The organism is Imperialibacter sp. EC-SDR9, assembly GCF_902498805.1.
Classification (GTDB): Bacteria; Bacteroidota; Bacteroidia; order Cytophagales; family Cyclobacteriaceae; genus Imperialibacter.
In genome coordinates this window covers 147,986-162,217 of record NZ_LR701578.1, presented here as the reverse complement: position 1 = coordinate 162,217, position 14,232 = coordinate 147,986, and the positions used below count along the sequence as shown (strand labels likewise).

The following is a 14,232-nucleotide window of genomic DNA, read 5'->3' as shown; positions in this document are numbered from 1 at the left end:
TAATTCTTGTTTAATTTGCCGGTCGTTTGAAAAAAACAGCAGCTATTATTTTGTTTACAATGCCTTTTTTGACCTGTGTCCTAACGCCTTTTGTTTATGCTTGATCAACTGCTAGCCAACAGTGAAAACCTCTTGTACGGCATTTTCGGTATTGTAATCACCATTTTTTTAATTCTTGATTTAGGTGTCTTTCACAAAAAACCAGGAAAGATTAGCCAAAAGGATGCGCTTCAGCAGTCGCTCTTTTGGGTTGTTGTTTCTATTATTTTCGGTGGGGTCATCTATTTCTACTATGAAAATCCTGTGCCTGGCGTTACGCCCTATGAAAGTATGCTGGAATTTTACTCGGCATATCTCACAGAGAAAGCACTGAGTATTGATAACATATTTGTTATTCTTCTTATCCTTCGCTACTTCAAAGTGAAGGATGAATACTATCATGGTATTCTTTTTTGGGGGATATTGGGTGCCATTATTTTTCGGGCAATATTCATTTTCGTCGGGGCGCTTTTGATTAGCAAAGCACATTGGATTCTGTACGTCTTCGGGGTCTTTCTTGTCTATTCTGGACTTAAAATATTCAAGGATGATGAGGACATGGAAATTGAGCCAGAGAAGAATCCCCTCATTCAACTTGCCAGAAAGTTCTTTCCCATCTCAAAAGGAGACATGGGCGGCAGGTTTGTCATCTTCAAACAAGGTAAGCTTATATTTACGCCTCTTTTTCTGGTCATTATTCTAATAGAATCTACGGATCTTATTTTTGCTGTAGATTCTATTCCTGCGGCTTTTGCCATCACTCAGAACCCATTCATCATCTACACATCCAATATCTTTGCCGTGATGGGCCTAAGGGCGATGTTCTTCCTGCTGTCTAACGTGCTTGATAAGTTCTACTTGCTTCAGAAGGGCCTGGCGATCATCCTCATATTCATTGGAGCGAAGATGCTGGTGGACATTTTCAGTATTCACGTTCCCGTGATATGGTCATTCAGTATGATTTTGGTAGTGTTGATAGGATCTATCATACTCTCACTTATCTTCCCGAAGAAACCTGAATTGGTAAACAACTAGCAGTTGTAGCTGAGCTATTTTTTGAAACCTATTTGTGCGGACTTCCACCCGTGGCTTTCGAGCTTGGTGGCGCTTTCCTCTACTGTCGACTTGAGCTTGTCTTTGTGGGCCTGCAAGGCGTGGGCAACCTTGTCATCAAACGTAGAAACGATCTCAGCTGCAAGTATGCCAGCGTTTTTGGCTCCGTCTAGTGCCACAGTCGCTACCGGGATACCGCCGGGCATTTGTAGAATAGAAAGGATTGAGTCCCAGCCGTCAATAGAGTTCCTGGATTTAACCGGCACCCCAATCACCGGCAAGGTGGTGATGGAGGCGACCATGCCGGGTAAGTGAGCCGCACCGCCCGCCCCAGCTATGATTACCTTCAGCCCTCGCTTCCTGGCATCTTCGGCATAAGAAATCATCCGGTGGGGTGTTCTGTGTGCCGAAACGATGGTCACTTCACAGGCAACACCCAGCTCTTCGAGTATTTCGGCAGCTTCCTGCATCACAGTTAGATCCGACTGGCTACCCATGATCACACCTACTATTGGTTTTTTATCTTCAGCCATTTTATGCCTTTATTTTCAGTTTATGTTTTACCCAATAAGCCAGGGCCTTCAGGTCTTCAGTCTTTTCACTGACAATAGTCACGTGCCCCATTTTTCTGAAAGGCTTTGTTAGCCTTTTGCCATAAAGGTGAGGATGTACTCCCTCTTTTTGCAAAACTTCCTCCAAACCTTCATAAACCGCCTCTCCCTGAAAGCCTTCTTCTCCCAGCAAATTGACCATCGCTGCAGGAGTGTGGGCCCTGGTGCTCCCCAGGGGCCATCCTAATATGGATCTCAAGTGCTGCTCATACTGGGAGGTAATATTTGCCTCTATCGTCTGGTGTCCGCTGTTGTGAGGCCGGGGGGCAACTTCATTAACGAGGATCTCGCCGTCTTTGGTAAGAAACATCTCCACAGCAAGCAGCCCAACCATTCCAAGTTTGGTGATCACTTTTTCGGCGAGGGCCCTGGCCTTCTGTTCCACTTCGCTTGAAATTTGGGCTGGCGAAAACAGGAACTCAACGAGATTCGCCTCTGGATGATAAACCAATTCCACTACGGGAAAGGTTTTGATCTCACCCTGCTCATTTCGGGCGACAATTACGGAAAGCTCTTTTTCAAAGTCTATTAGCTTTTCCAAAAGACCAGGTTGGTCAAATGCTTTGGTCAGGTCTTTTTCGGACCTGATTACCTGAACACCTCGGCCATCATAGCCTTCTCTTCCAAGTTTGTTTACCGCTGGCAGGAAGTTGGCAAGGGCGGCTACATCGGCCGCATTTTTAGTCAGCACAAATTCTGCCGTGGGAATTCCCTCCTTTTTATAAAACTGCTTTTGAAGTCGCTTGTCCTGTATCAACTCAATAATATGGGGCTGAGGAAAAACCTTTTTCCCCTCTTCTTCCAATTTTCTGAGCGCTTGGGTGTTTACATGTTCAATCTCTATGGTAACAACATCACAGTCTTCACCGAACTGATAGATCGTGTCGAAGTCTTTGAGATTGCCGTTAACAAATCCGTCTACGAGGTCTTTGCAGGGAGCTGAAGGGTCAGGATCGATTACTTTGAAAGGGATGTTAAAATCGATGCCGGACTGTATGAGCATGCGCCCAAGCTGGCCACCTCCTAGAATGCCAATTTTTCTGTTTACTGTTGCCATGGTTTGATGCAGCGAAATTAGGGAATTATTTCTATTCCTATATTCTTCATCAATTGAGAGGCGTTGAAGCTTTTGCATGGCCCCTCAGTCAACTTGTAGTCGAATAGCAACTCATCGCCCTTCACCAGGCTGTTAAAGCTGAAGTTGCTGACAAGAGGGTCGGTATTACCAAGCTCGCTTAAAGTGAGGTCATGAGTAGAAATAAAGCCTGCCGCCTTTTCCCTGAGCAGCTGCCTTACGAGTGCCTTCGTGCCAATATGCCTGTCCTCTGAATTGGTGCCTTTCAACACTTCGTCCAGCATGTAAAGAACAGGAGCACCGGCTTCCAGTAAATCTAGAAGTTGTCTGAGTCTCTTTAGCTCTGCATAGAAAGACGATACGCTTTCCGATAGGTCATCGTGGGTGCGCATGCTGGTAAACAACTCTATGTATGAGATGGTCATGCCGCTGGCGCAAACCGGGGCCCCGGCCAACGCCAGCACCGAGTTCACTCCCACTGTTCGCAGGAAGGTGCTCTTTCCCGACATATTGGATCCTGTAATCAATATCAATCCCTTGCCATCAAGCACAAAATCATTTACAACTCGCTTCTTCGCTGGAATCAATGGGTGGCCCAGCTGACTGGCTTTCAGGTCAAAATCCCAACTAGATGTTTCGGGGTAGACATAAGCCGGGTTGGCAAAGGCAAACCCTGCCAGGCTACTAATAGCTTCCATTTCACCCAGAGCTTCCATCCATCCGCCGACGTGATCAATGTTTTCGTCAAACCATTTCTGCGCCAGTGTGATAAGCCAAAAGTCAAGCAGAAGAAATGAGTTGAGAATTTGATAGAGCATGTTGATCCGGCTGTCGAACCGATTTACCACGTCGTGCAGTTTTTTGAAGGCTACTGATGCAGACTGGCCTGAGCTCGTCAAAACGGATTGATGTTCACAAAGTAAAGCGTTCTCAAACTTGCCGGTTTCAATGCTGTTAAATAAGTCGACATAGATAGAAAGCTGTTTTGCCAGACCCTGCATTTTTTGGTATTCCTCGTTCATTGCTTTCATCAATGCAACAAGAAAGAAGCTGTTGAAAATGGCCGCTAGAAATACCCACTGCCAAATCAATACCGACGAAATGGTCAGCCCGTAAATGACGAGAGAAATTCCCATAGAAACGATCGCCCAGATTTTGAAGTTTTTAGAAATGGGAGCCGGCTTTGATAAAAGCTTTTCCAGTGGGACGATGGGCTTTGACTTATCCGGGAGATTCATCCTCCCAAAGGCCTCAAATGCCTGCTTCCATTCGATTTGGCTTTCAAGTTCACGAACAGCCTGCTGTCTTGAGCTTACAACATCGGCCTTTGCGGGGAAGCTTAGCCATGAGGCAAGGGTGGCCGTTCCTGATGGAGTAGATCCCCGGTTGACGAGCTGAAAAATGGAATGCCGCCCGAAAATGTCCAGATCGGCTACGTATGGGTGATGTTCGCTGAGGAATTCCTTGCCATCCGAAAGGTGCTTGATGTCGAGCTGTTGCCTTCTGACTTCATCTTGATTGACTGCCAGCATCGACTTAAGAAACGAAAGCTTCTTTTTCGTTTTATTATATAAATTTACCAGGGAGCCAAAAATCACAAAAAAGCCAGCCAGCGTTAAAAAAATTGGCCATGCCATTCTCGCATTGGCGAAATAAACCACGGCAATTGTTGATACTATAAAAACCCCAATTCTATAGGCAGACCACTCTCTGAGCTTGTTAGCAACTTCTGATGTTTGGCGCTCAAATGTGGTAATACGAGCTTTAAAAAATGCTTCTTTTTCGTCCATTTCTGCGATTTGTTCCTACGACAACAAATTGTATACGGCCAAAGCGGACAAATAGGCCAACGCAGACATATAAATTAATTGAATGGCAGGCCATTTCCAGCCTTTGGTTTCCCTGTACACGATAGCAATGGTGCTCATGCATTGCATGGCGAATGCATAAAACACTAGTAGCGAGAAGGCAACAGCCGGGGTAAACATGGGCCCGCCGGTCTTTGGATTTTTTTCTTTTTCCAGTCTTTGCCGAATGGTTGTATTGTCTTCTCCTGCCGAGCCTACGCTATATATGGTGGCAATTGTTCCTACGAAGACTTCTCTGGCTGCAAACGAGGTAATAAGGGCAATGCCAATTTTCCAGTCGTAGCCCAGCGGGGCGATGACCGGCTCGGTGACCTTGCCCAGGTACCCAGCATAGCTGTGCTCAAGCTTATAGGAGGCAACTCTGTCATTCATCTCCTCTTCCGAAAGATTCAGATGAGTGCTCTCTTTTTTTACGGTTTCTTCGGCGTTGGTGAGAGCGTCGCCTGGCCCATAGGATGCAAGTACCCAAAGTACGATGGAAATTGCCAAAATCACCTTCCCCGCCTCGAAGACAAAGGTCTTTACTTTTTCAACGATGGTGATACCCACATTTTTCCATCTCGGCATTCTGTAAATCGGAAGCTCCATAAGAAAGAAGCTGCGTTCTTTCATTTTCATAATGAGCTTCATCACATATGCGGAAAGCAAAGCGGCGATAAAGCCAAGCAGGTACATCCCCATCAGGGCCACTCCCTGCAGACTGAAGAACCCGAGAACTGAGGTAGAAGGCACCACAAGGGCAATCAATATGGTGTACACCGGCAGCCTTGCGGAGCAGCTCATCAGGGGCGTTACCATGATGGTTACTATCCTGTCTTTCCAGTTGTCGATGTTTCGGGTAGCCATTACTGCTGGAATAGCACAGGCAACTCCGGAAATCAAGGGAACCACACTTTTTCCATTCAGACCAAACTTTCTCATAATCTTATCCATGAGAAAAACAGCTCTTGCCATATAGCCTGATTCTTCGAGGATAGCGATGAAGGCAAACAGGAAAGCAATTTGGGGAATGAAGACAACAATGCCACCGATGCCCGGCAAGATGCCTTCGGTGATTAGTCGATTGAGAATGCCGTCAGGCAGAACAGACCCTACAAAATCTGACAGCGCAGAAAAGGTCAAGTCAATAAAATCCATCATCGGTTCAGCCCAGGCGAAAATCGACTGAAACATGAGAAACAGTACCAGAAAGAAGATAAGGTAGCCCCACAACTTGTGTGTCAAAACTCTGTCGAGCTTGTTTGAAAACTGGCGTTGTTCCTGGGTAGGCTTTCTGCTAAGCACCTTGGCAAGAATGCCATCAATCATTGAGTAGCGCTCAAGCGTTTCATGAGCCTGAATAACTCTCACCTCAAGGTCGTGCTTCTGAATAATGTGCTTGGCAATCGATTCGCCGTCACCGTTGAGGCTGGGCAAAGTGGGGGAGTTGATCAGGTATTGATATGCCTTGTAGTTGTGATCCAGCTCCAGCTGTTTTTTTGTTTCCTCTATTGCTTCGGGTGCTAATGCCAGCACGTCGTAAAGCGGCGGGGTAACCGGGCCTAGAGGAATGGTTAGCGCATTTTTCAGTCTGTCGAGCCCGGCGCCCGTTCTGGCGTTGATTGAAACCACCGGAACTTCGAGCACCCTGCTTAGAGCGGTGGCGTTAATGTCCAGCCCTTTCTGGCTGGCCACGTCCATCATGTTGAGGGCGAGAATAACCGGAATGCCGAGGTCGTGAACTTCAGTAAAAAGTAAAAGGTTTCTTTTCAGGTTGGAGGCATCGACAATGACTATGACGACATCAGGGTAGTCGGCCGCATTTTCATTAAGGAGCGTATCGACCACCACCTGCTCATCCATCGAACGAGGATAGATACTATAGGTGCCAGGCAAATCAAGCAAATCAATTACCTGGCCATTGGGCAATTGCGCCTGACCAGTCCTTTTATCTACAGTAACTCCCGGGAAATTGCCAATTTTTTGATTGAGGCCGGTGAGGTAGTTGAACAGAGAAGATTTACCCGCATTGGGATTTCCTACGAGCGCAACTTTAACTTTATGTGAATCGGGCATTCTTTAGAGGAGTGAAATCGTCGATGCCTCGTTCTTTCTCATGGATAGGTTATAGCCAGATACTTCTATGCAAACCGGATCACCAAAGGGGGCAATAATCTTCATAATAACTTCCGTACCAGGCAAAACACCCATCTCTAATAACTTTATGGAAAGCTCCTGATCAGAAAATCCTGTAACAGTTCCCCTTTCTCCCGGACGCATATCAGCTACTGTTCTCATCCTCTATTCTTATTTAGATTAGTTCAAAATTGCTAAATTTGTTTCGGTTTTCAAACCTGATTCTTGTCATTCATTCAAATTGTCATGAAAAAACGAAGAAAAGCGAAATCCGAAGGCCGAAATAAGGAAAATGACAGCCCAAAAGAGCTGATTTCTGTCAGGCCTGATAAAAATCAGGAAGCGGAGGAAGGGAATAAGTTTGGCGGCATTCCGGAAAGGGATTTTAAGAAGAACCTGGGGTGTGGCTAGGCCTTAAAAGCTCAGATATTCTCTCTTTACCCGCTCAGACACGGAAGTAAGGATTTCATAGGGAATCGTGTCTGCCCATTCCGCAACCTGGTTTGCAGATGGCTGCTCACCAAACACTACTACCTCGTCGCCCTCCCGCACGTCAACACCCGTTACGTCCACCATCGTCATGTCCATGCAAACGCTGCCAATGGTGGGCAGCAGTTGTCCGTTAATCAGCACCTTCCCCCTGCCATTTCCCAATGCCCTGGAATAACCGTCAGCGTAGCCAATAGCAATGGTAGCAACATCGGTGTCTTTATCGGTTTTGCCAGCCCTGCTGTAGCCAACAGTTTGTCCGGCTGTTAGCCGCCGTACCTGAGACACCACAGTCTTAAGAGTTGCCACCACGGTGAGCTTGCCTTGCTCTTCTTCCGTGGACTCGATGCCATGCAGGCCAATGCCTACTCTTACCATATCAAACTGATATGATTTGAATCGGCTGATACCTGCTGTGTTCACCAGATGGCGGATGGGTTTGTAGCCAAGGTGCAGGGACAACTGTTCGTAGCAATCAAGAAAAATCCTGGCCTGAGCATGAGTGAATTCGTCAAAGGCGTTGTTTTCGGAGCCAGCAAGGTGAGAAAAAACAGAGGCTACTTTGATGTTTGGATATCGATCGAGCAGCTTCACAACAGCCTCTATTTCACTGGCAACGAAGCCAAGCCTGTGCATGCCTGTATCCACCTTGATATGAATGGGGGGAATCCCCCTTTCGCCCTCTGACCACTCTCCGTAGTTTTGCAGCTGGGAGAGCGCAAAAATTTCGGGCTCCAGAGCATATGCAGGCAGTTTATCAAAGCTTTCTTCCGGCGCATTCATGACCATCACCGGAAGATGAACGCCCTGTTCACGTAGTAAAACACCTTCGTCGGGGTAAGCGACAGCCACATAGTCGGCCTTCAGGTATTGAAGCGTTCGTCCGATTTCACCGCTTCCGCTTCCGTAGGCGAATGCTTTCAGCATCACCATGGTTTTAACTCCTGGCTCAAGAATACTTTTGTAAAACTGAAAATTGTGCTGCAGCGCTTCCAGATTTACCTCCAGCACAGTTCTGTGCACTTTCGCTTGTAGCTTCTTCACAATCTCTTCAAACCGGAAACTGCGTGCTCCTTTAATCAGTACTGTTTGCCCAGCGAATTGTTTTTCTTTTATCTGCTCCAGGAACACTTCTGTGGATACATAAGTCTCACAGGCCATCCTGAAAGCATCCCTATTGGCGGAGATAGTCGGGCCTATTGCAACTAATTTTGATACGCCCTTGCTCTTGAGCACATCGTTCACATGTTGGTACATCTCCTTTTCGTTTTCACCTGCCTGGAGTATATCGGAAAGAATAACAACAATCGGCTTGCCGTGGCTATGGGTAATAGCCAGGTCAAGAGCTGCTTCCAGTCCCTGAAAATCGTTGTTGTAAGAGTCATCGACCAGCCGACTGCCAAAAACTCCTTCTTTCAGCGACAGCCGCATAGGGATGGCGGACAGCACTGATACCTGCCGGGCAAGGGAGCTCGGGTTAATTCCCATTTCGAGTGCAGCTATCACGGCATGACAAAGGTTTTCAACCGATTTGTCATCTGTAAAAGGCAGGTCAATCTCCACTATGCCCATTTCCCACGCTAGCTTCAATTTGCTTCCAACTACACTGACGGTATACTTTGCACCCTTTCCCTGCCCCCAGCCTATTCGGGCTACTCCCGGCAATACATTGCCCGACAGGAACCTGTCTATAGCGAAATGGTCTGTGCAATAGACTAACTTTTCGCATCCCTCAAACAGCTTCATTTTTTCAGCAAGCTTTTGCTCCCGGGATGTGAAAAGTGCGTCGTGAGCCGGTCCAATGTTGCTGATGATGCCAATGGTGGGCTGGATAATATTTTTAAGGCGAGCCATTTCACCTGGTTGTGAGATACCTGCCTCGAAAATTCCGGCTTCGTGGTGCTCGGCCAGCGGCCATACCGACAACGGCACTCCAACTTGCGAATTCCAGCTTTTTGGGCTTTTGACAACGGAAACACCGCTGGCCAGTAGCTGATACAGGTATTCTTTCACAATGGTTTTTCCGTTGCTTCCGGTGATAGCTACTACAGGCAGGCTGAACTGCCTTCTGTGGGCAGCTACCAGCTCCTGCAATGTTTGCAGGGAGTCGCTTGTGAGAAAGAAAGAGGCGTTTTCAAAACGCTCGGTGTCCTCTGGCAGAGACTCCACCACAAACAGTCTCCAGCCTTTTTGATATGCCTCCCGGAGAAAAGAGTGACCATCGTGGTTTGGCCCTTTAATAGCAAAATAAACGGCCCCCTCACCGGAAAATACTTTGCGTGAGTCGAGTGACAGCGATAGGATTGCTGAGGGTGTATCAGTACCGCTGATTTCGCCTTTACAAAGCTTTGGCAGGTCGGAAAATAGTATGTTTCTCCTCATAGCGTCAACTCCATTTCCCATTGATCTACCTGGTTTTCGAACCCCACATTCAGCAAAAAACCTGCAATGTCTTTCGCAGCTTCAGGGATGTTAATCGCAGTCAGGTTCTTCTTTCCACTTTGAATATATGCTTCATAAACTAGTCGTGTGCCAATGCCCTTTCTTCTTAAGCTGGCATCAACAGCCATGCGTGTGATCCTTCCGGATTGAGCCTGAAAAATGATGTAACCAACCACCCTGCCGCCAATACGGCACTCCACGAAGGTCTCGGAGGCTGCATTGTATGCCAACTGATCGAACGTGTCAGAAAACGAAGTTTCCACGCTGTCCAGTTGCTGGTACAAATCTTTCCTGCTGAGGGAGCCACAGGCAATCAGAAACTCCTCTTGGTTTAGATTAGAAGGCTCAAGGATCTTATTAAGCTTGTAGCAATTGTAAAAGCCCACTTTTCGGAAACCGATCTCTTCATAAACTTTGATAGCGACTTCATTGACAGTAATTACCTCGAGCACACATCTTTTTGCCTGCGTGGCAGCTTTTTCCTGAAACGCCTGATACAATTGTCGGGTCAGGCGGTTGCCTCTGTGCCCGGGAATCACTCCTGTTCCACCATTGTAGATACTGGTAGTGCCTTTGTATTCGTTAAGGCTGTGAAATATAAAGCCGACCAGCTTCTGGCTTGAAAACGCCCCAAACGAAAGGTCAAATCTGATATTCAGCTTGCCAAGCATCCTCTTTTTGAAAAGAGAATAGTTAAGCTGCATAGGGACGGGATATTCAGAGAACGCTTCCAAAAACGACCTGTGCATTTGCCTCAGGTCATTGTGCTGGAGCGGACGAATTTCGTATTGACTCATTAATGCAGCATTGCGCCATTGGGCACTTTAAGTTCGGGAGTGCAAAGTACAATATCACCTGACTCGTTAGCAAACCCGGTAACAAGTACTTCAGACATAAAATTTGCTATTTGCTTGGGAGGGAAGTTGGTAACACACACAATTTGCTTCCCAACCAAATCCTCCGGAGTATAGAGCGCTGTGATTTGAGCGCTGGATTGTTTCACACCTATCTCTGCGCCAAGGTCGATTTTAAGAATATAGGCAGGTTTTCGTGCCTTTGGAAATGGCAACACTTCCACAATGGTTCCAACTCTTATGTCTACCTTTTTAAAGTCACTCCAGTCAATCATGGTTTAGTAAATTATACGAAAGTCAAAAAAAATATGTTAAATCTAATATTAAGGGATGAAAGGTAAATGTTAGATGCACGCATTAGGAATCTTAAACAAAATTTTAGTATCTTGGTTTCCCTTTCAGGTCTAAAGCACATATGATTTATACCAAGAATATTTTCAGATCACTACTACTTGCGGGCTGTATCTGCATGCTTCCATCTTTGGCGTCAGCATCTGTAGAAGATGGGAGCGAAGACAAGTCAAAAGACAATAAGGAGCAGTGCGATCAGGAAGATAAGGACAAGAAAGCAGCAGAGGCTGCTTTGGTGAAGGAAAAGCCAAAGGCTGTTAACTATACTGCTTCAAGTCAGAAGAGTCGTGAAATTGTGCCAGGTTTGAGCAACAAAGCTGATTCGTCGTCGGTGCTTTCTTATAACTTCATATTCTATCTGGTGTACAAGTTTAAGTACTCAGAATCGGAAGAAGAGTTTTCTCAGGAATCGAGAACTACCGACTAAAAATATAAAGGGCTTTTCAGCCCTTTTTTTATTCCCGGAACCGCCTTATTGGATAGTGACATTGAAAGGAGGTGCTGTTTCAACGTCCGTTTCGCCCGCCGCATTGGTAGCGTCGCCATCGCTTACACCCGCAGCAGTTTTATTGGGCTCGTGTCTCAAAATCACGGTCAGCGTCCCTGAACCAGCCACTCCGGCAACAAAAGTATTTTGCAAACCAATAGGATAACCGTCAGCATCCTGATCATCGTATGTTGTTGTTAACGCAAGGCCATCGCCTGTGATAAAAAAGAACTGATGTTCGGTTCCTTCCTCACTCACCTCAGCTGAAATGTTGTCAGCGGGTGTGGTTGACTCATTGAGTAACTCTACCGACACAGCATAGGTTTTCCCAGCCTCCAGCGAGATGTCATCCACTGTTGGCAAGTTGGCTCCGTCTCCATCGGCGTCCTTCCATTCCGCCACGAAAGAGTTGGTGCCCTCAGTAAATGTGAGCCTGACGGTGGTGATAAGCTCTTCTTCATTTTCCTTAACTGGATCGGGGTCGTCGTTACAAGACCCAAAAAGCAACAATGTTGCAAAAAGAAAGCTGGAAGCAAATTGTGTTTTCATCATTGTTAAATTAAAATTTATAGTTAAACCTTATAGTGATCGTTCTTCCCAGTTCGTCGGCATAGTACCTGAACCGGTTTAGGTATTCTCTGTACGAAGTATTGAGGAGGTTGGTGCCCTCAAGATAAATTTCGTAGTCATTGCCAAACAGCTGTGATCCGTAGGCCAAGTTGAGGCCAAACAGCTGATATCCCTTCGGCGGATCTACATAATCGACCCCGCTTGGGTAACGGTTTTGTCTGCGCACAAGGCTATGCGAGGCTGAAACAAAAAATGTCTTCTTAGACTGGAATGGATAGCTCCAGGTGACACTGTTTTGGACACGGTCTCCCGGCATAAATATCAAAAAGTCGTCCTTCGAGACGTCCTTCGCACGGATAAGTGAACCCTTGAGGCTGTACAGCCACTGCTTGCTCAATTGAGCCGAAAGAGAAACATCTGTCCCTGCCATAAAGGCATCGGTTTGCACGTAAGAGTATACCGGAAAAGCTCCCCGGATAGTCAGCCGTGGTTCCGGCTGTGGCTGGAGATAGATGTAGTTGTCAATTTTCTGTGCATATATCGACACCTCGGCTGACCAAATGCCTTTGCGAATCAGCAGCTGGTTGACCCACTTTAACGCCTGCTCAGTGTCAAGTTCTGTGTTGCCTTCCTCTATGGTGGCCGCTCCATGGTGAAGTCCCTGGCTGTAGAGTTCGCTTACATTCGGCGGCCGCCAGGCTGTGCCAAGGTTGGAGGTAACCTTCCATCCATCTGCTGGCTTTAGCACCAAGCCTACTGATCCTGAGAAGTTGTTGAAATGGTATTTGGGTCGTATTACTTCGTTGTTCTCGTCAAAGGTAAATACCTGAAAAGCTCTATTGTCAAACCTTAGCCCCGCCTCTATCTCCCAGCGATCCTCCATCCACCTTTCGATGACAAACACGCCTGAGGTGGCACTGTTATAGTTGGGGATCAACGGCTCGATTCCTGTGCCAGGCACGTTCCTGTTTTCCTGGTAAATAAAGCTTCCGCCCATTTGCCCTCTAAGCTTCTGCCAAGTACGTTGTTCCCAAATAAGGTCGGTTGAGTGGGTGAGCAGGTCCATGTGTAAAGCAGGCGTTTCTCCTCTTCCTCCACGCCTGATGTCAAATTCCTTGCGAATATTCCTTTGGTAGCCGTACACCAGTTTGATATCACCCAGGTGACCTTTCTTCCCAAAAGTTGCCTTTGCCAAATCGTGACTTATCTCTTGCCTAGGGTTGTCGATTTTGTAGGAAAAGTCTTCTACAATAAGTGGCCTTTCGCTTTCAAAGGCAGCCTGGAGGTCGGTTAGGTTGCCAATGTGAGCGCTTCGTAAAATACCAAGCTCAGTGGTAAACTTGCTGTAATAGACCTCCGCCAACCAGTCGTTCTTTTTGTATCCAATGGCTCCAGAAAAATCTGCCTCTTTTAAACCAGTATTAGTGAGCATGTAGTCGGGTGCTTTGAAGTCGCCGGCACGACGCCCGGTCGCCTGTAGCCTCCATGCCACCGATTCAGCTTTGCCCAGCCCCCCCTGCAAGGTTGTCGATGCCGACCCCATTCTCCCGTTGTCGGCAGCCATCAGCCTAACGTTACCATGGAGGTGCTTGTGCTCATAGGGCAAAGCCGGTGGTTCCACCACCACAATACCGCCAATAGCTTCCGGCCCGTAACGAACGGCGGCGGCACCTTTCACCACCGAAATTTGCGTGGCCGTCATTGGGTCTATTTCGGGAGCGTGCTCAGTTCCCCATTGTTGACCTTCCTGCCGAAGGCCATTGTTAAGGATGAGGATTCTGTTGCTGTGAAGCCCGTTAATGATTGGCTTGGAAATGGTTGGGCCTGTTTTGAGACTTGAGACTCCGGGCAGCTCCTGCAAGCTTTCTCCAAGGGACTTTCCGCTGGCTCTGGCCAACTGGGTTTCTGATAGCGTTACTTCTGATTGTGTTTTGTCAGGCGAAATAACTTCACCCTGCACGGTTACCTCGTCTATCAATACTTCATCTTCTTCCATCAACACGAAAAGTTCGTTTTGTAGCGGAAGCGTAATGGTCAGGTGTTTTTCCTTATAGCCCAGGTAATGAATGTCGGCGGTGAAGGTGCCTGCGCAGAGCCCTTTTATATTGAACCGTCCCTTTTCGTCAGTAGTAGTTCCTTTTTCAGGGCCTACTAACCAAATAGCAGCTATGGGCAGCGCCTCTTTGGTTGACATGTCGATGACCGTGCCCTGAAAAGTTAGGTTACAGGGCTGGGCCTGGGCTAAAGTGCCACTCGCCTTTGCCATAAACAACACACA

The 14,232-nt window shown here is 47.1% G+C and carries 13 protein-coding genes; 3 read left to right on the top strand and 10 right to left on the bottom strand.

Translation table 11 applies throughout. From position 1 onward, the window contains the following. The first annotated feature begins 96 nt into the window (after positions 1–96). Positions 97–1,074 carry a TerC family protein gene (locus tag GC130_RS07655; RefSeq protein WP_151997692.1) on the top strand — a complete coding sequence of 326 codons (978 nt, stop codon included), beginning with the start codon at positions 97–99 and terminating at the stop codon, positions 1,072–1,074. 14 nt (positions 1,075–1,088) lie between these two features. Here the strand turns inward: GC130_RS07655 and purE are convergent, their stop codons facing one another. From purE to GC130_RS07630, 5 genes are read right to left on the bottom strand one after another with little or no spacing between them, the layout of a single operon-like run. After that, complete coding sequence (gene purE / locus GC130_RS07650) at positions 1,089–1,625, bottom strand: 5-(carboxyamino)imidazole ribonucleotide mutase (protein ID WP_151997691.1); 537 nt, start codon at positions 1,623–1,625, stop codon at positions 1,089–1,091. Position 1,626: 1 nt separating this feature from the next. Next, complete coding sequence (locus GC130_RS07645) at positions 1,627–2,760, bottom strand: 5-(carboxyamino)imidazole ribonucleotide synthase (RefSeq protein ID WP_151997690.1); 1,134 nt, start codon at positions 2,758–2,760, stop codon at positions 1,627–1,629. Positions 2,761–2,777: 17 nt separating this feature from the next. Continuing rightward, positions 2,778–4,568, bottom strand: a complete 1,791-nt coding sequence (locus GC130_RS07640; RefSeq protein WP_151997689.1) for a DNA mismatch repair protein MutS — start codon at positions 4,566–4,568, stop codon at positions 2,778–2,780. 15 nt (positions 4,569–4,583) lie between these two features. Further along, positions 4,584–6,701 (bottom strand): ferrous iron transport protein B, encoded by a 2,118-nt coding sequence (gene feoB / locus GC130_RS07635; RefSeq protein WP_151997688.1) that lies wholly within the window; start codon positions 6,699–6,701, stop codon positions 4,584–4,586. 3 nt (positions 6,702–6,704) lie between these two features. Further along, a complete protein-coding gene (locus GC130_RS07630; protein WP_151997687.1) occupies positions 6,705–6,923 on the bottom strand; it encodes a FeoA family protein in 219 nt (72 codons plus the stop codon). An 84-nt stretch (positions 6,924–7,007) separates the two neighbouring features. Between GC130_RS07630 and GC130_RS28560 the strand changes: the two genes are divergently transcribed. Continuing rightward, complete coding sequence (locus GC130_RS28560) at positions 7,008–7,172, top strand: hypothetical protein (protein WP_193217803.1); 165 nt, start codon at positions 7,008–7,010, stop codon at positions 7,170–7,172. A gap of 3 nt (positions 7,173–7,175) precedes the next feature. Here the strand turns inward: GC130_RS28560 and GC130_RS07625 are convergent, their stop codons facing one another. The 3 genes from GC130_RS07625 to GC130_RS07615 are packed head-to-tail and all read right to left on the bottom strand — an operon-like array spanning position 7,176 to position 10,821. Beyond that, on the bottom strand, positions 7,176–9,653 hold the full coding sequence (locus tag GC130_RS07625; RefSeq protein WP_226940401.1) for a bifunctional UDP-N-acetylmuramoyl-tripeptide:D-alanyl-D-alanine ligase/alanine racemase: 2,478 nt from the start codon (positions 9,651–9,653) through the stop codon (positions 7,176–7,178). Then, entirely contained in the window at positions 9,629–10,489 is an 861-nt protein-coding gene (locus tag GC130_RS07620; RefSeq protein ID WP_151997686.1) for a GNAT family N-acetyltransferase, read from the bottom strand. The genes GC130_RS07625 and GC130_RS07620 overlap by 25 nt, the downstream gene beginning before the upstream one ends. Further along, positions 10,489–10,821: a tRNA-binding protein gene (locus tag GC130_RS07615; RefSeq protein ID WP_151997685.1), complete on the bottom strand. Its 333-nt coding sequence runs from the start codon at positions 10,819–10,821 to the stop codon at positions 10,489–10,491. The genes GC130_RS07620 and GC130_RS07615 overlap by 1 nt, the downstream gene beginning before the upstream one ends. 140 nt (positions 10,822–10,961) lie before the next feature. Between GC130_RS07615 and GC130_RS07610 the strand changes: the two genes are divergently transcribed. Then, positions 10,962–11,324 (top strand): hypothetical protein, encoded by a 363-nt coding sequence (locus tag GC130_RS07610; protein ID WP_151997684.1) that lies wholly within the window; start codon positions 10,962–10,964, stop codon positions 11,322–11,324. A gap of 45 nt (positions 11,325–11,369) precedes the next feature. Here GC130_RS07610 and GC130_RS07605 read toward each other — a convergent pair whose 3' ends face one another. Both GC130_RS07605 and GC130_RS07600 read right to left on the bottom strand, forming a co-directional pair. Then, positions 11,370–11,936 (bottom strand): type 1 periplasmic binding fold superfamily protein, encoded by a 567-nt coding sequence (locus GC130_RS07605; protein ID WP_151997683.1) that lies wholly within the window; start codon positions 11,934–11,936, stop codon positions 11,370–11,372. A gap of 7 nt (positions 11,937–11,943) precedes the next feature. Beyond that, positions 11,944–14,220, bottom strand: coding sequence for a TonB-dependent receptor (locus GC130_RS07600; RefSeq protein ID WP_151997682.1), 2,277 nt, complete (start codon positions 14,218–14,220; stop codon positions 11,944–11,946). Between the last annotated feature and the right edge of the window lie 12 nt (positions 14,221–14,232).

What these genes read in the sequence shown, in the direction of transcription:
- GC130_RS07625 (WP_226940401.1), bottom strand. Translation starts at nt 9,653, where the DNA reads ATGGGAAATGGAGTTGACGCTATGAGGAGAAACATACTATTTTCCGAC.
- GC130_RS07630 (WP_151997687.1), bottom strand. Translation starts at nt 6,923, where the DNA reads ATGAGAACAGTAGCTGATATGCGTCCGGGAGAAAGGGGAACTGTTACA.
- GC130_RS07655 (WP_151997692.1), top strand. Translation starts at nt 97, where the DNA reads ATGCTTGATCAACTGCTAGCCAACAGTGAAAACCTCTTGTACGGCATT.
- GC130_RS28560 (WP_193217803.1), top strand. Translation starts at nt 7,008, where the DNA reads ATGAAAAAACGAAGAAAAGCGAAATCCGAAGGCCGAAATAAGGAAAAT.
- GC130_RS07600 (WP_151997682.1), bottom strand. Translation starts at nt 14,220, where the DNA reads ATGGCAAAGGCGAGTGGCACTTTAGCCCAGGCCCAGCCCTGTAACCTA.
- GC130_RS07645 (WP_151997690.1), bottom strand. Translation starts at nt 2,760, where the DNA reads ATGGCAACAGTAAACAGAAAAATTGGCATTCTAGGAGGTGGCCAGCTT.
- purE (WP_151997691.1), bottom strand. Translation starts at nt 1,625, where the DNA reads ATGGCTGAAGATAAAAAACCAATAGTAGGTGTGATCATGGGTAGCCAG.
- feoB (WP_151997688.1), bottom strand. Translation starts at nt 6,701, where the DNA reads ATGCCCGATTCACATAAAGTTAAAGTTGCGCTCGTAGGAAATCCCAAT.
- GC130_RS07615 (WP_151997685.1), bottom strand. Translation starts at nt 10,821, where the DNA reads ATGATTGACTGGAGTGACTTTAAAAAGGTAGACATAAGAGTTGGAACC.
- GC130_RS07640 (WP_151997689.1), bottom strand. Translation starts at nt 4,568, where the DNA reads ATGGACGAAAAAGAAGCATTTTTTAAAGCTCGTATTACCACATTTGAG.
- GC130_RS07620 (WP_151997686.1), bottom strand. Translation starts at nt 10,489, where the DNA reads ATGAGTCAATACGAAATTCGTCCGCTCCAGCACAATGACCTGAGGCAA.
- GC130_RS07610 (WP_151997684.1), top strand. Translation starts at nt 10,962, where the DNA reads ATGATTTATACCAAGAATATTTTCAGATCACTACTACTTGCGGGCTGT.
- GC130_RS07605 (WP_151997683.1), bottom strand. Translation starts at nt 11,936, where the DNA reads ATGATGAAAACACAATTTGCTTCCAGCTTTCTTTTTGCAACATTGTTG.